Below are 19,787 nucleotides of genomic sequence, written 5' to 3' on the forward strand. Positions count from 1 at the left end.
CCGTCGACCGCCCCGAAGATTGGGCTTGAAGGGCGGGGAGGGCGCGTGTGCGGTGCCGGGCGTGTCTGCTTCCACACCTTTGCTCATGCTCGGACTGCCCAAGGGCAGCCTCGAGGAATCGACCAAAGCCCTCTTTGCCAAGGCGGGCTGGCGGATCACCACGAGCTCGCGCTCGTATCGTCCGGCGATCGACGACGCCGAACTCGACGGCCGCTTCGTGCGGGCGCAGGAGGTGAGTCGCTACGTCGAGCACGGCTTTTTTGACTGCGGTCTCACGGGCTGGGACTGGGTGCGTGAAAACGAGTCGGATGTCGTGGAGGTTTGCGACCTGATCTACAGCCGCGCCTCGACGCTGAAGTCGCGCTGGGTGCTGTGTGTGCCCGAGGACTCCCCGGTGCAAAAAGCCGAGGACCTGGCCGGCAAGCGGGTCGCCACCGAGCTCATGGGCACGGTGAAACGCTATTTCGAAGAGAAGGGCGTCGATGCCAAGGTCGAGTTCTCCTGGGGCGCGACCGAGGTCAAGGTGCCCGATTTGGTCGACGCCATCGTCGACATCACCGAGACGGGATCGTCGCTGCGCGCCAACAAACTGCGCATCGTCGACACCCTGCTCGAAACCAACACCAAGCTGATCGCCAACAAGGACAGCTGGGCCAATCCGGAGAAGCGCAAGAAGATCGAGACGATCGCCATGCTGCTGCAAGGCGCGCTCGAAGCCGAAAGCAAGGTGGGCCTCAAAATGAACCTGCCGCAGGCCTCACTCGAGGCCGTGGTCAAGGAGCTGCCTTCGCTGCGCAATCCGACCATTTCGCAGCTCAATGCCGAGGGCTGGGTCGCGCTGGAAACCGTGATCGATGAAAAGGTCGTCCGGCAGATCATTCCGCAACTGAAGGAACTCGGTGCGGAAGGCATTGTGGAGTATCCGCTCAACAAAGTCGTTTACTGATTCGCGATTCCCGCCGGCGCCATTCACGCTTTCTCCACCATGCGCAAAGTTACTCTCGGCCTGCTCCAGCACGCCTGCACCGGCGATCCCAAGGCGAACCTGAAGAAGACGCTTTCGCTCGCTGAAAAAGCGGCGAAAAAAGGCGCCAAGATCATCTGCACCCAGGAGCTGTTTCGCTCGCAGTATTTCTGTCAGAGCGAAGACCATGACAACTTTCTGCTGGCCGAATCCATTCCGGGGCCGAGCACGCAGGCGTTTCAAAAGATCGCCAAGAAGCACGGTGTGGTGATCGTGGCCTCGCTCTTCGAGAAGCGCGCCTCCGGTCTTTACCACAACACCGCAGTCATCATCGACGCCGACGGTGCGTTGTTGGGCATCTATCGCAAGATGCACATCCCGGACGATCCGCTCTTCTACGAGAAGTTCTACTTCACGCCGGGTGACACCGGCTTCCGCGCGTGGGACACCAAATACGGACGCATCGGCGTGTTGGTCTGCTGGGATCAATGGTATCCTGAGGGCGCGCGTCTCACCGCGCTGCAGGGGGCCGAGATCCTTTTCTATCCGACGGCCATCGGTTGGCACCCGGCGGAGAAAGCCGAATACGGTGAAAATCAGCATGGTGCCTGGGAGACCATCCAGCGCAGTCATGCGGTGGCCAACGGCTGCTACGTGGCGGCGGTGAATCGTGTGGGCCTCGAGACCCCCATCGGCGGCGATGGCATCGAGTTCTGGGGGCAGAGTTTTGTGGCCGGCACGAGCGGCCAGATCCTGCAAAAGGCCTCGGTCGATCAGGAGGAAATCCTGCTGGTGCCGATCGAGCTCGGCAAAGTGGACGTGACGCGCACGCACTGGCCGTTCCTGCGGGATCGCCGCATCGACGCCTATGGCGACCTGACCAAGCGCTTCATCGACAACACCTGAACGACCATGGCTGCCCTGCGCGCGGCGAAAGCACGTCCTCAGAAACCGGATACGCCGGCCTCGCTCGGTTTCCGCATGCCCGCGGAATGGGAACCGCAGGAAGCGGTGTGGCTGTCCTGGCCGCACAAAAAAGCCTCCTGGCCCGGTCTCTGGCGCAATATCCCCAGGCACTATGCGGCCTATGTCGCGGCCATCAGCCGCTACGAACAGGTGCGGATCAACTGCGGGGCGCCGTTGCAGGAGAAGGCCAAGGCCTTGTGTGTGAAAGCCGGCGCCGACATGGCCCGGGTCGAGTTCTACGACCACCCGACCAACGACGCGTGGTGCCGCGATCACGGTCCGATTTTTGTGAAGCATCGGAAGACCGGTGAGGTCGCGATCACCGACTGGATGCACAACGCCTGGGGGGGGAAATACCCGCCTTACGATCTGGATAACGAGATCCCGCCGTCGATCGCCCGGGCGCTGAAAATGCGACGATTCGAGAAACCGATGGTGATGGAAGGCGGCTCGATCGACGTGAACGGCAAGGGGCTGTTGCTGACGAGTGAACAGTGCCTGCTGCACCCCAATCGAAATCCAACCATGACCAAGGGGGAGATTGAACGCGCGCTGAAAGACATGCTGGGCGTGCGCAAAATTCTCTGGCTCGGGGAAGGCATCGTGGGCGATGACACGGATGGTCACATCGACGACATCACGCGCTTCTTCCGCCCGGACGGACTCATCACCTGTGTGGAGCGCAATCGTCGGGACCCGAACCACAAGCTGCTGGCGGCCAACTTGGAGCGGATGCGCGACTTCCGGACCCTGCAGGGCAAGCCCATCGACATTGTCGAGCTGCCCATGCCCAAACCGCACTTCATCAAGGGCGAACGGGTGCCGGCCAGTTACGCCAATTTTCTCATCATCAACGATGCGGTGCTGGTGCCCACCTTCGCGCAAAAACGCCGTGACGCCGAGGCCTGTGCAATCATCGCGAGCTGTTTTCCGGGGCGTGAAGTGGTGCCGGTCGATTGCGCTGAAATCATTTGGGGGCTCGGCACGTTGCATTGCCTGTCCCAACAACAACCGGCCTAGTTTCTCTCCGTGCTCCCGATGTCTTTTCGTCCCTTCCTCCTTACGGCGCTGGCCGGCCTTTTGCTTGGCGGCTGTGCCACGCTCGAGGACAAACGCGCGTCGCTGCAGCTGCCGGCTGCCCAGTCGCAGACGAACTACTTTGGCAGAGGAAAGGCGGTTGTGTTCGAGACCCTGGTGCAGGTGCTGGAGAAAATGGATTACACCATCGCCGAGGCCTTGCCCGCCCAGGGGGTGATTGAAGCCTACGGCCGCGTGCTCGAGGGAGATCGCCCCGGGGATTCCAGCCAGTTCCTGATTTCGGCCCGGGTGCGCAACGTCGGCGACGCGGAGACAAGCGTCGAGTTGACCGTGCGTGAAGCCTACGAGGGCAACTTCCGCGCCGGCGCGACGCGCCAGAGTTTCGCGCGGCATGGCCGCTACGACAGCATCTACGAAGCGTTGGAGTCCGCCTTGGGTGAAGATAGCTGGCGCCCGCCGAGTCAGCCCGCCGCGGCTTCACGTGATTGAGCGGATTGTTGGCGTCGTCGCCAAGCCAGGTAGCCGAAACAGCCCAGACCCAACGCGAGGGAGGTGTGCGCCGGCTCCGGCACAGCGGAAAGGGGTGCGGTTTGGGAGAGGTAGCCGGAGGTGAGACTGCGCTCAAAGTTGTAGTATCCTGAATAGCCAAAGCCCCAGTAGTTGAAGGGCACACTGGCGGTCTGGTAGCTCCCTTGCAGCACCCCGTCGGTGATAGCGGCGGCGATGATCTGAGAGCCATCCAGCAACGAAGTTTCCAGTTGGAGATTGAACAAGTAGAGCTCTCCGCCGACCTGCAGGAGCGTGCCGCTTTGGAAGTCGATCTGGTCCTCAGCCTGAAACTGGAGGTAGGGCTCATCCGGCTCCTGATCGAAGTAATAGGGGGCCGATACTGGGTTGAATCCGACGGCAATCTCTACCGGGTCGGGTGGATTGGTCGGCTCCCAGTGATAGAACTCCAAGTTGGTGACTTGCTCCAAGCCCACATCGTAGTCGAGGAAGCCCGTGACCTCGGCACCATCGTCAAAGAACATATCCACAACGTAATATCGCACGATCTGGGCGTTGGCGGCGAGGGTCGTGGCCAGGATCAATGTCGTGTGGCGGAGGAGGGTGCGGATGGTGGTTTGGCATGACATCGCAGCCACCGTAGCAACATCCATCGGAGGGCCGCCTCACCCGAGTGGGGGAGGGGATGTCATTCCGCCGGGGTAGCAGGGCGGCCAGCCGGATGTAATTACCGCTTGCGCTGCCTTCGAAAATCTGGCGATTCTGACCGTTCGCGGCCGTTCCTTTGATCGATCGGTGTCCCGCCGCGGTGCTCCCACCGGTCTTTTTTCTGTCAGTGTAAACCATCAACCCACGCTCCGTTTCGACGGGGCAACCCGGGCAACCAAGACCGTGGAGCGAGTCGCGGAAGTCCGTTACATAAAATGAGTTCCATCATGGAAGAACTCCTCGCGGAGTCGAACTTCACCCTCAATACCGAGGGTTCGATCGTCGAGGGTATCATCACCGAAATCCGCCAGAACGAGGTCATCGTTGATATCGGCGGCAAGTCCGAGGGCGTCGTGCCCGCGCACGAGTTCATCGACCTCGGCGACCTTCAGGTCGGCTCCCCGATCGAAGTGCTGGTCGAAAAAGTCGAGGACAAGGAGGGCAACCCCATCGTCTCCTTCGACAAGGCCCAGCAGAAGAAGAACTGGGAGAACATCCTCACCAAGTTCCCCGAGGGCACCGTGGCTTCCGGCCGCGTCCGCTCCAAGGTCAAGGGCGGCCTGATCGTCTCGATCGGCGTCGACGCCTTCCTGCCGGCTTCGCACATCGACGTGCAGCCGCCGAAGAATTTGGACCAATACGTGGGTCAGACCTACGACTTCAAGGTCCTCAAGATCAACCTCGAGCGGAAGAACATCGTGCTCTCCCGCCGCGAGCTCATCGAAGAGCAGCGCGCCACCAAGCGCCGCGAGCTCCTCGAGTCGATCGAGCCGGGTCAGGTCCGCAAGGGCGTGGTCAAGAACATCACCGACTTCGGTGCGTTCATCGACCTCGACGGCATGGACGGCCTGCTGCACATCACCGACATGAGCTGGGGTCGCATCTCTCACCCGAGCGAAATGCTCCGTCAGGGTGAGGAGATCGAGGTCATGATCATCGAGGTGAACCGCGAGAAGGAGCGTGTCTCCCTCGGCCTCAAGCAGACCACCAACAACCCCTGGGACGAGATCGACAAGAAGTTCCCGGTCGGCTCCAAGATCCACGGCAAGGTCGTCAACCTCGTTCCCTACGGCGCGTTCATCGAGATCGAGCCGGGCGTCGAGGGTCTCGTGCACATCACCGAGATGTCCTGGACCAAGCGCATCTCCAAGCCGTCGGAGCTCCTCCGCGTCGGTCAGGAACTCGAAGCCGTGGTGCTGGGTATCCAGAAGGACGAGCAGAAGATCTCCCTCGGCCTCCGCCAGCTCGAGCCGAACCCGTGGGACATGGTCCGCCACAACTACCCGGTGGGCGCCCGCGTCCATGGCAAGGTGCGCAACATGACCACCTACGGCGCCTTCATCGAACTCGAGGAAGGCATCGACGGTATGGTGCACGTCTCCGACATGTCCTGGACCCGCAAGGTCAACCACCCGTCCGAAGTCCTCAAGAAGGGCGACGAGGTGGACGCCATCGTTCTCGACGTCGACGCCCAGTCGCAGCGCATCAGCCTCGGCATGAAGCAGCTCGCCGACGATCCGTGGTCCGACATCGACGGCCACTTCAAGATCGGCGACGTGGTCAACGGCACCGTCACCAAGCTCACCTCCTTCGGCGCGTTCATCGAGCTCAAGGACGGTATCGACGGTCTCGTGCACATCTCGCAGATCAGCGAGGAGCGCATCGAGAAGGTGAAGGACGTGCTCAAGGCCGGCGACGAAGTCACTGCCCGCGTCATCAAGATCGACCGCGACGAGCGTCGTCTCGGCCTCTCGATCAAGGCGGCCAACTACTCGGAGGACGAACTCGCCGCCGAGACCGCCAGCTTCGAGGCGCTCAACCGCGACACCAGCGGTGATATGATGAACCTCGGCGACATCCTCGACGACGCTGTCGGCAAGGAATAAGCCCGGTCCTTCAACTGATCGTATCCAATCACTCAAGACGCCCCGCCCCGTGCGGGGCGTCTTTGTTTTTGTAGGGAAGGCACGGTGGCCGCGGCATCCGGCCGCGGGGCAGGGCCGTTGGGGCGCCGAGGCTGGAAGCTTCGGCCACGGTGCGGTGCGGCCCGGCCCGGCCGCGAGGCAAGCAGGCGGCCCTAGCGCGCGACCCGCAGGCGGCCGAACAGGGGCCAGTCCCAGTTGTTCAGGCCGCTCGGCCCGGGCCCGGTTTCCAAGATCAGGCGTCGCCCGATCCCGGTCGGGGCGGTGATGACGCGTGCCTGGAATCCGCGGTCCGTCGGTTGGTCGCGCGGGTTGATCACCTCGGCGTGTTGGCTCAGCACGGAACCGTCAGCGTCGACGACGCGCCAGCGCAGATCGTAGCCGTCGGAATTGCCGCCATCGCTCCATGATCCCGGGCGCGGACCGGTCAGCAGCGAAACGGTGCCGACCTCATCAGGCAGCCGGAAGGTCACTTTGGCGTTGGGTGTGAACTGATAAAAAACCGTGCCTTCGAAGGCGAAGCGTTCCGGCGCCACCAGCAGGTCCCAGGCGCTGGGTTGCAGGTCGAAGCCCTCGAGATGTTGCAGCGAGCGGGACGTGAAAAACTCATACCCCGTTCGCTTGGCGGCCGCCGCATCCAGCGTCGTGACGATGGAGGCCGTGGCGGGATCGAGATTCTGGTCACCCACCAGCGCCGACGCGTTCGCGGCGTTGGGGGACCAATAAAAGAGTTGGTGGCTCGCGGGCGTCCAACCGGAGTAACCGTTTACGGTGACGCGCCCGGTGGCCATGGCGGCGGCCCATGCATCGAGGTGCAGGGCGGCGGTCGATTGGTTGGTGTATCCCGGTGCCCACGCCAGGACGGGATGATCGCCGGCTTCGGCCCACGCCTGCACGATGGCGTCCCGCCGGGCATGCAGGTCGGCGACGGGAGTGCGGTGCTGATCGATCGCGACGGTCTCAAGCAGGAGCGTGGCGATGAGCGCGGTCGCCAAACGTGGATGTCCGGCCTTGGCCCAAGTCCACAGCAGCAGGCCGGTCGCGGTGAACAGCAGCGCGTGCACGAGTCCTGCGATGCGTCCCGCCGCCCGAAAGGCCCGTAAGGGTTCAATGACTTCGGCCAACGTCAGCCAGAGTGAGATTTCGCCGGGCCAGGTCGTGAAGACAAGGACCGTGACCAAGGCCGTGGCCGTGAGTGCGGCGGCGAGGCGCAACGGGGCCGTCGCCGACCGCTTGAATCCGAGTGCGAGCGCGAACACTGCACCGATCCAGGGTAGGAATCCGCCCAATAGCAGGCGCTCATCCGCGGCGGCCTCACCGCCGGGCCAACCGGCGGGATAGAGCCAATGTCCGCGGGGCGCGGCAAACCAAGCGCCCAGCGTCGGGGCGAGTTCGGCCAACTCGTTCAAAGGACGACTGACGCCGTGGCCGCGCGCCTGCGAATAAATCCAAAGGCTCACTCCGCCGGCCACCAGCCCGACTCCCGCCAGCATCAGATGGCAGAACTTGACTCGCCGGCCGGTGACGCCGCGACTCTGCCCGCCGGTTTCTGAGTTAACCCCGATGATCCGGCCGAGACCGAAGGCGAGCGTCGCCAACAGGCCGGTGAAGAACGCCAGGTAGGGCGCCGCCGCAAACTGCCAAGCAAGGCCCCCCGTGATCGCGAACCACCGCCATCCCTCGCGAGTCTGGAACCACGCGACGCCGTGCTGCGCGGCCCAAAGCGCAGGGAAGATGGGCAGCAACTGTGGATGTGTCCCCGTTGCCCAAGCCATGGGCAAGCCACCGAATGCGCCCACCGCTAGCGGTGGTGCCCAGCGACGGTCGACGCCGAGCCGGCGGAGTAGGGCGATGCCGGCGAGCATGTTGGCCCCCGCGCACACGAGATACCACACCTGCATGGCGTGTTCGGCGTTTGCGCCGAAGATTCGAGCGATGATGTAGATGGGCAGCGTGCCGAGATGCGTGTCGCTCCAGCCCAGCGTGTGAGTGGTGGGGTAAAACTGCCCCGGACTCAGCCACTCATAGACACCTCGCCACGAAAGGTAGCCGTGTTCCAGGACGAGGTGGTTGAAGCGCCCGTCGCCCAGATCGGCCGGCAGGGCACTGAACCCACTGGTCCAGATCGCTTGGGTGACATGGATGGTGCCCAGCAGCACCCACAGCAGCGGCCAGCAAACAGCGGCGGAAGATAGGCGGCGGGACGGCGACGGCATGGGGCGGAGTGCCCAACAGCACGCAGCGGCGCGGGCGCGGGTGCAACAAAAACGGCCGGGTCGCACGTGGCGACCCGGCCGGGATAAACGTCTACAAAAGCGGAGAGCGGATCAGTTGCGGCGCGCTTCGATGAACTCGCGGATGACCTGTTCGCGGGCGACCCGGCGGTTCTCGATTTCAATCTCCTCCGTGGTGCGCTGCGCGTGGTGTGAAGCCATCGCTTTGCGCATTTTGGAGAGCGCGATATTTTGCAGCTGGCGGATGCGCTCGCGGGTCACGTTGAACTTTTGGCCGACTTCCTCGAGCGTCAGCTCATCGTAGCCGTCGAGGCCAAAGCGGTAACGGAGAATTTCGGCCTCACGCGGCTCGAGCTGGTCGATCATGTGGTGGAGGTCGGACTTCTCGGACGTGTCCTTGAGGGTTTCGAGTGGATCGGCGGTGTTCTCGTCACCGACGATTTCGCCGAAGGTGGTGGAGTCGCCATCTTCGCCGACGGGGGCGTCGAGGGAGGCCGGGCGCACGCTGACACTCTTGAGGTGAGCGACCTTGTTGGTCGGAATCTGCAGCTCGATCGCGATCTCTTCGTCGGTCGGCTCGCGGCCGAGCTCCTCGGTGAGAGCGAGGGCGGTGCGACGCATCTTGGCGATCTTGTCCACGAGGTGGACGGGCAGGCGGATGGTTTTCGACTGGTTCGCAAGGGCGCGCTTGATGGACTGCTTGATCCACCACGCGGCGTAGGTTGAGAGCTTGCCGCCCTTGGTGGGATCGAACCGCTCGACGGCCTTCACGAGGCCGATGTTGCCCTCGCTGATGAGGTCGAGAAGCGGGAGGCCGAAATCCTTGTAGTCCATCGCGATTTTCACGACGAGACGGAGGTTGGCCGAGATCATGTGGTCACGTGCGGCCTTGTCGCCTTTTTGAATGCGCTTGGCCAGTTTTACCTCCTCTTGCGGCGTAAGGAGGGCGGTTTTGCCGATTTCCTGCAGGTAGAGCTGAAGGTGGCTGCGGTCAGAAGGGGCGGGACGTTCGGCCGGAGCGGGCTCGGGGCGCTCGAGGAACGACGGCGGCGTTGCGACATTCACTGTTGGAGCTGCCGCGACGGAGGAGGAGGAGGAACGATCGGTGCGAGCAAAGGTGGTCGAAATGGCCATGGTAGTTGAGGGAATGTGGTTCACGCTAAGAGCGAACGCCTGGCGGATATATTCCAGCAGGCGAGGTGTTCAGACTCGCCTGAATTAGAATGGTTCCAAAGTGACTAACCAAATGGTCAACTATTCGCAACAGATGCGTTGCGAATTTTGGAATATTAGCAGTTTGGATATTGTCCGACCCCTTTAGGAGAGGGACTAATGACCGCCTTTTCGGCTCAGAGTCGGTCGGCCAAACTCACCGCCTTGAAGAGGGCGGAGGCCTTGTTGATGGTCTCGAAAAACTCGGATTCCGGCACACTATCGGCGACGACGCCGGCGCCGGCCTGAATGTGGATCTGGCCGTCCTTCAGCAGGGAGGTGCGCAGCATGATACAGGAGTCCAGGTTACCATCGTAACCAAAGTAGCCGAGGGCGCCGGCGTAAAAGCCGCGTTGGACCGGTTCCTTGGCTGCGATGATTTGCATGGCGCGGATCTTCGGGGCACCGGAAACGGTGCCAGCCGGGAAGGTGGCGCGCATGAGGTCGTAGGCCGTCTTCCCTTCGGCGATGGAGCCCTCGACCTGCGATACGATGTGCATGACGTGGGAGTAGCGCTCGATCACCATCATCTCCGGCACGTGCACGCTGCCAAAGCGGCAAACGCGGCCGATGTCGTTGCGCGCGAGATCGACCAGCATGAGATGCTCGGCACATTCCTTTTCGTCGGCGAGCAGGTCTTTCTCCAACGCGACATCCTCTTCCGGCGTCGCGCCACGTTTGCGAGTGCCGGCAATGGGACGGATTTCGACGCGGTCGCCGGTGAGGCGCACATGCACTTCGGGCGATGCGCCGACGATGGCGTAGTCGACCGTATCGAGGATGAACATGTAGGGCGACGGGTTCACCGTGCGCAGCGCGCGATAGAGATCGAGTGGGGTGCGGTTGAACGGCTGGGAGAAGCGTTGCGACGGCACGACCTGAATGATGTCGCCGGAGCGGATGAACTCCTTGCACTCGTCGACCACCGCCTCGAAGCGCTCCTGGGTGAAGTTGCCCGGCGGCACGGTGACGGGCGGGAGCTCCACCAGCGAGGCGGGGGCAATCTGGTTGGGCTGGGCGAGCAGCGCGGCGAGCTCCTGTAGCTCGGCCACGGCGCGATCGTAGGCGGCGTTGGCGTCGTCGCCGATGTGGGCGTTGACGCAGAGGCGCAGGGTTTGTTTGGCGCGGTCGAAAATCGCGGTGGAATCGACCAGCATAAAATAGATGAGGGGCAGCCCGTGTTCATCGACCGGCGCGGTCGGCACGGTCTTTTCGATACGGGTCACGTATTCGTAGCCCACGAAGCCGACGGCGCCGCCGGTGAAGCGCGGCAGGTCGGGCGACGAGACCGGAGTGATGCCCGCCATCTCCTGCTCGATGAGGGTCAAGGGATCCGCGGGGGTGGCCACGTGTTGCTCAGAACCGTCGGCCAGGCGAACCGACGTGGTTTCGGGCCCGCAGGCGAAAATCTTGCGGGGGCGAATCCCGATGAAGCTGTAGCGAGACAGGTGCTCACCGCCCTCCACTGACTCCAACAGAAACGATGGTCCGGCCTGCTTGAGTTTGGCGTAGGCGGAGACCGGCGTTTCGAGATCGGCCATGAGGTCCGCATACACGGGAACGAGGTTTCCCTGCTGACTGAGCTGGGCAAAGGATTCGCGGGACGGTTTGATGTGCATGGGGCGGACGAGCGGAACCGGTATTGGGTCGGTGCCGGGGGTGGTGGCGCAACCCGAAATTGCTGGCGGCGCACCGTTGCCAATCCGGTTTAACGGCCGGCACAGTTACGGCCCATGCGGCGCAACCGGGCATCTTTCTTCGAACCGATCCCGATGCTGGCTGTGGTTCTGGCGATCCTGTTGCCGTCGGGAGCCGGGGCGGAGGACCGCGAGCTGGCGCGCAGCGAGGCGGTGCTGCTGGCTCTGCGCCGCGGCGACGCCGTCGACGGCGCGGCGTTGATCACCGAGGCGGAGCGGCTGCGGGTCGCCCTGCCGGAAACGGGGGCGGAGGGCCGGCTGCGCGCAGGTTTGGCCGTGGAGCTGAGTTGGGCGTATCGGGAAAACGCCGAGTTCGAGCGCGCCGAAGCGCGGGCGCGGGAAGCGATCCGGCTTGGTGCGACACTGGTCGCGCCGCGGCTGGAGGCGGATGGTCACAACGCCCTTGGGGGCGTGTATTGGCGGCGTGGAGACTTGGGCACGGTGTGGTCGCTTTGGTTGGAAGCCTTGCGGCTGCGGGAGGAGGCTGGCGATCGAGCGGGCGTGGCGGCGTCGTATTCCAACCTCGGTATCCTGCTCGATTCCGAGGGCGATTTCCCGGGGGCCTTGGAATACTACCAACGCGCGCTGGCGATCGACCGGGAGATCGGCAGCGAGCCGGCGGAGATTGCCTCGACGCTCAACAACATCGGAGCGCTGCACGAGCAGATGGGGGAATCCGCGGCGGCGCTCGACTACCATCGCGAGGCGTTGGTGATTCGGGAACAGGTGGGGGACGAACGCGATGTGGCCACGAGCCATAACAACATCGGCTCGGCGCTGGCGGATCTTGGCCGGTTGGACGAAGCCCGCGATGAGCTCGAGCGAGCGCTGAAGATGCGGCGCGAGACCGGCGACCGACCGGGCGAAGCATCGACCTTGGGCGAACTGGCGAAACTCGAACGCTTGGCGGGGCGACTGGACGAAGCGCGTGCTCACGCCACCGCGGGGCTCGCACTCTACCGGGAAATCGCCGAGCCGTGGGGCGAGGCGGATGTGTCCACGCAACTCGGCGAAATTGACCTGGCGTCCGGCCGTCCGGAGGACGCGCTCAACCACTTCGAGCTCGCCCGGTCACGGGCCGAGGAGATCGGCGCGCCCTTGTTGTTGGCCGAGCAATGGGGCGGCCGCGCGCGAGCTTTGGAGGCAATGGGCCGTTGGCAGGCGGCGTTGGACGCGCTGCGGCGGGAAGCGAGGGTGCGCGAACAGATCGCGGGCGATGCTTCACGGCGCCGCGTCGAGTTGCTGGAAATTCGCCACGAAACCCAGCGCAAGGAGCTGGAGGTGGTCCAACTCCGTGCGGCCAATGCCACCGTAGAGCGGGCGTTGAACCAAGCCCGCTCCGAGCGTCAGATGATGTTGTTTGGCGCGGTGGGGCTGGTCTTGTTCGTGGCCGGTCTGGCTTGGGCGTTTCGGCTGCAACGCCGTGCTGCGCGGGAGGCGAACGCGGCGCACGAGCGCTTGCAGGCTTTGTCGGAACAGAAGGACCATTTTCTCCGGGTCGTCGCCCACGACCTGCGCAGCCCGTTGGGTAACGTCCGCTGGATGGCCGGGCTGCTGCGCAAAGAGGCGAGTCGGGTTGATGAGGTGACCAAGGTCGCTGGCATGATCGAGGATGTGTCCGCGCGACTCGTTGCGACGACCGAGAACCTGCTTGATCTCGACCGGATTGAAACCGGCATGGTGAAGCCCCAGTGGCGGCGGGTTGCGCTCGATGAGGTCGTGGCGCGGATGGTGGCCGAGCGCCAAGCAACCGCCGCGCGCAAACAGCAGACGCTCGCCGTGAGAAAGTCGGCGAGCGCGTCCGCGACCGGTTGGTCGGTCGAGACCGACGAGACCTTGGTCGTGCAGATTTTGGACAACCTTATCTCCAACGCGCTGAAGTTCACGCCGGCGGGCGGCACGATCACGGTGAGCCTGAATGACGCCACCGATCGTCTCGCAGTGCACGTGGCCGATAGCGGACCGGGAATTCCGCCGGAGGCCCGCGCGCGTCTCTTTTCGCGCTTTGCGATGGTGGGTAACGCGCCGACTGCCGGCGAGGGGACCCATGGCCTCGGTTTGGCGATTGCCGCGGGATTGGCGCAGACGATTGGCGCGCTCGTGAGCCACGTGGCGGAACCGAATCCGCTGGGCGGCGCGTGTTTTGCAGTCACGTTTCCGCGCCGCTCAAACGGTGACCAAACCGTGACGGACCGCGAAGTGGGTGAGTGAGACCACGTCGTGCAGGTCTAGTTTTTGCAGCGCGTTTTTGCGGTGGGTCTTCACCGTGTTCTCGGAAATCTGCAGGCGTTGGGAGATCTCCTTCACGGTGAAACCACGGGCGGATTCGCCCACGACCTCGCGTTCGCGGGCGGTGAGTAGACCCAGCGCGTCGCCCGAGCTGGCAATGCCGCTGCGCAACAAGGCGAGGGCGCCGGGAGAGTAGTAGGGTTGACCGGCGGCGATCTGTTGCAGCGCGACGACGAGGATGTCGTAGGCCTCGCCCTTCGACACAAAGCCGAGGATGCCGGAGTCGAGCGCGGCGCGAACGGCGGCCCCTTCGCGGCGCGCGGTGACCGCGATCACGCGCAGATCCGGGTTGAGCCGCAGCGCTTCGCCGGCGAGTTCCAAGCCGGATTGGTCGGGCAGGCCCAGATCGCAGATCATCACCTCGGGGCGCTGAGTGGAGAGGAGTTGCCGGGCTTCCGTGGCGCTGGCGGCTTCGCCCACCAACTCGAAGCGGGACTGTCTTTGCACCGCCATGCCGAGCATCTGGCGAATCATCGCCTCATCCTCCACCACCACGGTGCGCAGTTTGGCATCGTCGGAAACGGTTGGTGCGTTGGGTGAGGTGACGGCGTCCACGGGCGCTAGGTTCTTGGGCATTGGCGGCGGGGCGCAACGGCTATCTGCCGATTTGGCTCACCCGATCGGGTGAGGGGCGCCTGACCCGATCGCGCGACGACATGTGATCGCGGTTGGCGATAGGTTGTTTGTATCCCATGAGAACGCTTTCATCTCAGTTCCTTCGCATCACCTGCCTGTCGACCTTGGTCCTGGCGCCGTTACAGGCTCAGTTTCAAATGCCCACGGGTTCCGACGACGAAATTTCGTTTGTCGGCGCCTCAGCCACCCACGGCGTCAGCGGCTATCAGGGCCCTGACGCCGCCACCCGAGGCCACACTTTGATCAGCGACAACGCGCCCTCCGGCGTGGCCTATCAGTTCGTGGCCGGGCGCCCCTATGGCCCGGATTCGGATGGAGCGACCTACGCGTCGCAGGCAACGGCTGCGCAAGGGTTCTCGTCATTCCAGTCCGTATTGGGTTTGCAGGGTTACACGCTCAGCGACGTGACGATTCATTTTGGTCCCAACATGTCGGCCTACGAGTCGAGCTGGAGCCTTGGGCTGGATCGCAATGGTTTGAACAGCTCGACGGGCGCGGCGGTCACGCCCGGCGGCGTGCTGGGGGTCGATCACGAATACGAAGCCTGGTCCGGCAGTTCGATCGAAGACCGCTTCTATTCCGCCGATCCGAATGACGTCTTTTATTACATCGCGATCAACGGACTGCGCGCGATCGATATTGGCTATGCCGACCTCTACATGCGCATCGACTACGGCGACAGCACGTCCGGCAGCGATGACGTGATCCAAGCCTATCACACGGTCTCCGGTGTGAGTATCCATTCCGGTCTCCTCGGCCAACCCGAATACACCATCGCCGACGCGTTCGTGAATGACGTGAACGCGGCCGGCGGTGGCATCCAGGTAATCATTGATTCGGTGCAGGCCGCGGTGACCGGAGCCTACACTTACAACGGCACCTTCGGTAGCCACTTCGCCATCAACGGTCGCCTTTCGGCGGTCAACCTGTCGGCCGTGCCGGAACCGGGCACTTATGCCGCCTGGGCGGCGGCGGCGGCGCTTGGCCTGGCGGTGTGGCGCCGGCGCCGCCAAGCGGCGCTGGCGGGGGAGGCGGCCACTGCGGGCGCGCCGGTCACTCAACCGTGACCGATTTGGCGAGGTTGCGCGGCTTGTCGACGTCGCAGCCTCGCTCGACCGCCACGTAGTAGCTGAACAGCTGTAGTGGAATCGTGGCGACAATCGGGAGCACGGCCTCGTGGCAGGCCGGGATGGTGATGACGTCGTCGGCCAGGCCCTCCGGTAGTTCGGCATCGTCGGTCGTGATTGCGATGATCGGTCCGCCGCGCGCTTTGATTTCCTGCATCGAAGAAACGACCTTGTTGAAGATTTCGTTCTGCGGCACGAGGAAGACGGACGGGCACTCCTCGTTGATCAGGGCGATCGGACCGTGCTTCATCTCGGCCGCCGGGTAGGCCTCGGCGTGGATGTAGGAGATTTCCTTCAGCTTAAGCGCCCCTTCGAGAGCGATGGGGAACAACTCAAGTCGGCCGAGGAAGAGCATGTCGTGAAACTTCGCGTAGCGGCGGGCGATGTCCTTGATGTGGTCGGCTTGCTTCAGCGCTTCGCGCACTTTGTCGGGCGCGTCTTTCAGGGCCTGCACGATCTCAACGCCGTCGCGAAAGCTCATGTCCCGGATGCGGCCGAGATAGAGCGCGAGCATCGCGCCGATCATGAGTTGGGAGGTGAAGGCCTTGGTCGAAGCGACGCCGATCTCGGGGCCTGCGTGCTGATAAATGCCGCCGTCGGCCTCGCGGGCGATGGTCGAGCCGACGACGTTGTTGATCGCAAGCACCTTGAAGCCCTTGCGCTGCGCCTCACGCATGGCGGCGAGCGTGTCGATGGTCTCGCCGGATTGGCTGACGACAAAGAAGAGCGTGCCGGAGAACAGCGGGGTGTTGCGGTAGCGAAACTCGGAGGCATGGTCGCACTCCACCGGAATGCGGGCAAGACGCTCCACGAGATGTTCCGTGACCATGCCGGCATGCAGGGCCGTGCCGCAGGCGCAGAACATGAGCCGGGCGGTCCCGCGCAGTTCGTTGGCCGAAATATTGAGACCGCCGAAGTTAGCGGTCGAACCGTCCTCGGAGAAGCGCCCGCGCATGGCGTTTTCGAGAGCCTGGGGCTGCTCGAAGATCTCCTTCTCCATGAAGTGGGCGTAGTCGCCGAGTTCGGCGTCCTGCACCTTCCAGGTCACTTTGTCGATGACCGGCGACACGTCGGTGTCGTTGATGGTCGAGATCTCGAAGGTCTTGTCCCGGATGCCAACAAGTTCGCCGTCCTTCAGATAGACGACGTTCTGCGTGCGACTGACGAGGGCCGCGACATCTGAGGCAATGACCAGCTCATCCTCGCCGACGCCGAGGATGAGCGGGGAACCCTTGCGGGCGGCGACCAGCTCGCGCGGGCAATCGGCGCACAGCACGCAGAGGCCGTAGGTGCCTTCGACGTGGAAGAGAGTCTTGCGCACGCTTTCAAGGAGGCGGGAGCCGCCGTCGGCCGGATCGGTTTCCTTCTCGTAGTGGTAGGCGATGAGGTTGCAGAGCACCTCGGTGTCGGTTTCGGAGGCGAAGGTGTAGCCTTTCGCAACGAGGAACTTCTTAATCGCGGTGAAGTTTTCGATCACGCCGTTGTGAATGAGCGCGATTTTCCCGTCGGACGAAAGGTGAGGGTGGGCGTTGGCATCCGTGACGCCGCCATGAGTGGCCCAACGGGTGTGACCGATGCCACAGGAGCCGGGCAGGGTGGTGGCGCCGGCTTTTTTCATGAGGCCTTCGACACGTCCGGTTTGTTTGGCTACCTTGAAGGCATTCCCATCCAGAACCGCGACGCCAGCGGAGTCGTAGCCACGATACTCAAGTCGCTTGAGGCCGTCCAAAATGATCGGGGCGGCCTTGGCTCGGCCGACGTAACCTACGATTCCACACATAATTTTAACTTTATTAGGCTGGCGAAACTACGCGTCGCTCCAATCGTGGAGCAAGGCATTAGAACCCCCATTCCCCCGAGATAAGCATGAGCTCAAACAAGAAAGTTGTCGCAGTAGTAATGGGCGGTGGACGAGGCACTCGTCTGCACCCGCTCACCACGGAACGTTGCAAACCGGCCGTGCCGCTGGCCGGAAAATACCGCTTGGTGGATATCCCCATCAGCAACTGCATCAACTCGGGCATCAATCGCATCTTCATCCTCACGCAGTTTCACACCGCCTCGCTGCATCGGCACATCCAGACAACCTACCACTTCGACCCTTTCGGTGGTGGCTTCGTCGATATTCTCTCCGCGGAGCAGACCGAGAAGACCAACGATTGGTATCAGGGCACGGCTGATGCCGTGCGGCGCAACCTGCAGCACTTGCGCAACGAAGACCACGACTTCGTGCTCATCCTCTCCGGCGACCAACTCTACCGCATGGACTTCTCGGACATCATCGAGAAGCACGCCGCGTCCGGCGCCGATGTGACTTTGGCGGCCATGCCGATTCCGGTTTCGAACGTTGAAGGTCTCGGTCTGATGGGCGTCGACGACAACTTGCAGATCGAGAAGTTTGCGGAGAAACCCAAGGACCCCGCCGTCATTGAGGGACTCGCGATGGGCGAGGCGCTGGAGGCGAAACTCGGCAACCCCAACCCGGTCGAGAAGCGCTGCCTCGCTTCGATGGGTATCTACGTTTTCAACCGCAAGGCGCTCGACGATGCGCTGGCCAACGAGATGACCGACTTCGGCAAGGAAGTCATTCCCAGCCTGCTCGGCGAAAAGAAACTCTTCGCTTACGCGTTCGAAGGATACTGGGAGGACATCGGAACCGTGCGGGCTTTCTTCGAGACGAACCTCGCGATCACCGACCCGCTGCCGCCCTTTGATTTCTTCGATGAGGACGCGCCGATCTACACCCACAACCGCGCGCTGCCGCCGTCGAAACTCAACGAGTGTGACCTCAAGAACGTCGTGATCGGCGACGGCTGCATCATTGAAAATTGTCGGATGAATCGCTCGGTGCTGAGCCCGCGCTCATTCGTGCGTGCCGGCTGCCAGCTCGACGAGGTGGTGATGATGGGCAGCGACAGCTACGAAACCGATGAGGAGTTCAAGCGGAACGAAGCCGCGAGTTTGCCGCACCTCGGGTTGGGCAAGGATTGCCGCATCAAGGGCGCCATCATCGACAAGAACACCCGGATCGGCGACCGCGTCGTGCTGTCGCCCGAAGGCAAGCAGGATGGCGTCTACCAGCACGGGGTGGTGATCCGCGATGGCGTGCTGGTGGTGCCGAAAGGCGTCACCATCCCGCACGGTTTCGAACTCTGAGCGGCTCTTGTTTTCCTAGGCGGACTCGGCTGTGGCCCCGGTCGGGCGTGACTCGCCCGGGGTGCTGACTTCGCCGAGGTTACCCACAAGCCAACTCACCAGCGCCAACGCGCTGAGGTGCATCACGCCGCTGGCGACAAAGACTGGCGTGAACGAGATGTTTTCCACGGTCCAGCCGATGGCCTGTTGCGTCAGGATGCCGGCGACGCCGCCGAACGCGCCGGCGAAGCCGGTAACCGAACCCACCACGTGTTTCGGGAACACCTCTGCGGGCAGGGTCATGTTCGCCCATGCCGCGTGCGCGAACATGGCTACGCTGATCATGCCGATCGCGGCCGCGGCGGAGGGTAGGTTGATGATGGACAGCAGGGCGATCGGCATGGTGCAGGAGGCTACGAACATGGTGGACTTGCGGGCCTTGTTCAGTGTCCAGCCGCGGCGGATCAGCCAACCGGGCACCCCACCGCCGGCGAGGTTGCCGAAAGCGAGGGCGACAAACGGAATCCAGCCGTATTTACCCACGCTCGCCAGGTCGAAGCCCCGCTCCTGTTGCAGAAATTTTGGGGTCCAGAAGATGAAGAAATAGGAAATCGGATCAGTCAGCATGCGGGCCGCGATGCACCCCCACACCCGGCGGTTGCTCAGCAAAGTGCGAATCGGGATGGCCGGTTTTTTGGGCTCTTCCACCCCCGGGGTGGCGGAGTCGGATTCAATGTGGGCGAGCTCGGCGGCTTTCAGCCACGGATGTTGTCGCGGCAGGCGAAAGACCACGGCCCAAACCGCGACCCAAATGAGCCCGAGCACGCCCCCGACAATGAAGGCGTAGCGCCAGCCCCAGGACAACGCGATCCACGAGACCAACGGAGCGGCGATCCCCGCACCAATGGCGGTGCCGGCGTTGAAGATGCCGACGGCCATGGCGCGTTCTTTCAGGGGAAACCATTCCGTCACCGCGCGGATCCCGGCCGGGAAACTGGCCGGTTCGGCCGCGCCCAACAGGAAGCGGCAGACCGAGAATTGGGCCGCGGTGCGGGCGAAGGCGTGCAGCATGTTGGCGACGGACCAACCGGACACAAATATGAGGAAGGACCAACGGCTGCCGAGCACGTCGACGAGTCGGCCGCAGACGGCATACATCACGGTATAACTTAGGAGGAAGGCCGAGGTGATGTTGGCGTAGTCGATATCGGTGATGCCCAGCTCGTCCTGAATGGTCTGGGCCAACACCGACAGGGTCTGCCGGTCGAGGTAGTTGAGCTCCGACGCGAGGCAGAGCATGATGACAATATACCAGCGAAGGCCGGGAACTTTCAGGCGGGACATGAGCGGGG

The 19,787-nt window shown here is 63.3% G+C and carries 15 protein-coding genes; 8 read left to right on the forward strand and 7 right to left on the reverse strand.

The genetic code is table 11. The annotated features are described in order from the left end of the window. Positions 1–85: 85 nt before the first annotated feature. From hisG to AC0MRV_RS14415, 4 genes are read left to right on the forward strand one after another with little or no spacing between them, the layout of a single operon-like run. Positions 86–946, forward strand: coding sequence for an ATP phosphoribosyltransferase (gene hisG / locus AC0MRV_RS14400; protein ID WP_472765188.1), 861 nt, complete (start codon positions 86–88; stop codon positions 944–946). Between the two features lie 39 nt (positions 947–985). Continuing rightward, a complete protein-coding gene (locus tag AC0MRV_RS14405) occupies positions 986–1,870 on the forward strand; it encodes a carbon-nitrogen hydrolase (RefSeq protein WP_472765189.1) in 885 nt (294 codons plus the stop codon). A 6-nt stretch (positions 1,871–1,876) separates the two neighbouring features. Then, a complete protein-coding gene (locus tag AC0MRV_RS14410) occupies positions 1,877–2,950 on the forward strand; it encodes an agmatine deiminase family protein (protein ID WP_472765190.1) in 1,074 nt (357 codons plus the stop codon). An 18-nt stretch (positions 2,951–2,968) separates the two neighbouring features. Further along, positions 2,969–3,457, forward strand: coding sequence for a hypothetical protein (locus tag AC0MRV_RS14415; RefSeq protein ID WP_472765191.1), 489 nt, complete (start codon positions 2,969–2,971; stop codon positions 3,455–3,457). Here AC0MRV_RS14415 and AC0MRV_RS14420 read toward each other — a convergent pair. Further along, entirely contained in the window at positions 3,430–4,104 is a 675-nt protein-coding gene (locus AC0MRV_RS14420; protein WP_472765192.1) for a hypothetical protein, read from the reverse strand. The two genes, AC0MRV_RS14415 and AC0MRV_RS14420, sit on opposite strands and share 28 nt — an antisense overlap. A gap of 306 nt (positions 4,105–4,410) precedes the next feature. Here AC0MRV_RS14420 and rpsA point away from each other — a divergent pair, with 306 nt between their 5' ends. After that, entirely contained in the window at positions 4,411–6,069 is a 1,659-nt protein-coding gene (rpsA, locus tag AC0MRV_RS14425; protein WP_472765193.1) for a 30S ribosomal protein S1, read from the forward strand. Between the two features lie 191 nt (positions 6,070–6,260). On the opposite strand, the gene AC0MRV_RS14430 is transcribed toward rpsA, so the two are convergent. From AC0MRV_RS14430 to trpE, 3 genes are all read right to left on the reverse strand, one after another. Continuing rightward, positions 6,261–8,321 carry a hypothetical protein gene (locus AC0MRV_RS14430; protein WP_472765194.1) on the reverse strand — a complete coding sequence of 687 codons (2,061 nt, stop codon included), beginning with the start codon at positions 8,319–8,321 and terminating at the stop codon, positions 6,261–6,263. 111 nt (positions 8,322–8,432) lie between these two features. Further along, complete coding sequence (locus AC0MRV_RS14435; RefSeq protein ID WP_472765195.1) at positions 8,433–9,473, reverse strand: sigma-70 family RNA polymerase sigma factor; 1,041 nt, start codon at positions 9,471–9,473, stop codon at positions 8,433–8,435. Between the two features lie 215 nt (positions 9,474–9,688). After that, on the reverse strand, positions 9,689–11,170 hold the full coding sequence (gene trpE / locus AC0MRV_RS14440; protein ID WP_472765196.1) for an anthranilate synthase component I: 1,482 nt from the start codon (positions 11,168–11,170) through the stop codon (positions 9,689–9,691). Positions 11,171–11,323: 153 nt separating this feature from the next. On the opposite strand from trpE, the gene AC0MRV_RS14445 reads away from it, so the two are divergent. Then, positions 11,324–13,459 (forward strand): ATP-binding protein, encoded by a 2,136-nt coding sequence (locus tag AC0MRV_RS14445; RefSeq protein WP_472765197.1) that lies wholly within the window; start codon positions 11,324–11,326, stop codon positions 13,457–13,459. Here the strand turns inward: AC0MRV_RS14445 and AC0MRV_RS14450 are convergent. Then, on the reverse strand, positions 13,415–14,113 hold the full coding sequence (locus tag AC0MRV_RS14450) for a response regulator (RefSeq protein ID WP_472765198.1): 699 nt from the start codon (positions 14,111–14,113) through the stop codon (positions 13,415–13,417). The two genes, AC0MRV_RS14445 and AC0MRV_RS14450, sit on opposite strands and share 45 nt — an antisense overlap. A 116-nt stretch (positions 14,114–14,229) precedes the next feature. Between AC0MRV_RS14450 and AC0MRV_RS14455 the strand changes: the two genes are divergently transcribed. After that, positions 14,230–15,240, forward strand: coding sequence for a PEP-CTERM sorting domain-containing protein (locus AC0MRV_RS14455; RefSeq protein ID WP_472765199.1), 1,011 nt, complete (start codon positions 14,230–14,232; stop codon positions 15,238–15,240). On the opposite strand, the gene glmS is transcribed toward AC0MRV_RS14455, so the two are convergent. Further along, positions 15,227–17,080, reverse strand: a complete 1,854-nt coding sequence (gene glmS / locus AC0MRV_RS14460) for a glutamine--fructose-6-phosphate transaminase (isomerizing) (RefSeq protein ID WP_472765200.1) — start codon at positions 17,078–17,080, stop codon at positions 15,227–15,229. The genes AC0MRV_RS14455 and glmS overlap by 14 nt on opposite strands. A gap of 86 nt (positions 17,081–17,166) precedes the next feature. Between glmS and AC0MRV_RS14465 the strand changes: the two genes are divergently transcribed. Beyond that, on the forward strand, positions 17,167–18,456 hold the full coding sequence (locus AC0MRV_RS14465; RefSeq protein ID WP_472765201.1) for a glucose-1-phosphate adenylyltransferase: 1,290 nt from the start codon (positions 17,167–17,169) through the stop codon (positions 18,454–18,456). A gap of 15 nt (positions 18,457–18,471) precedes the next feature. On the opposite strand, the gene AC0MRV_RS14470 is transcribed toward AC0MRV_RS14465, so the two are convergent. After that, positions 18,472–19,779, reverse strand: coding sequence for an MFS transporter (locus tag AC0MRV_RS14470; RefSeq protein ID WP_472765202.1), 1,308 nt, complete (start codon positions 19,777–19,779; stop codon positions 18,472–18,474). Positions 19,780–19,787: the final 8 nt, after the last annotated feature.

This window comes from Actomonas spartinae, assembly GCF_051209155.1.
In the GTDB taxonomy this organism is placed as follows: domain Bacteria; phylum Verrucomicrobiota; class Verrucomicrobiia; order Opitutales; family Opitutaceae; genus Actomonas.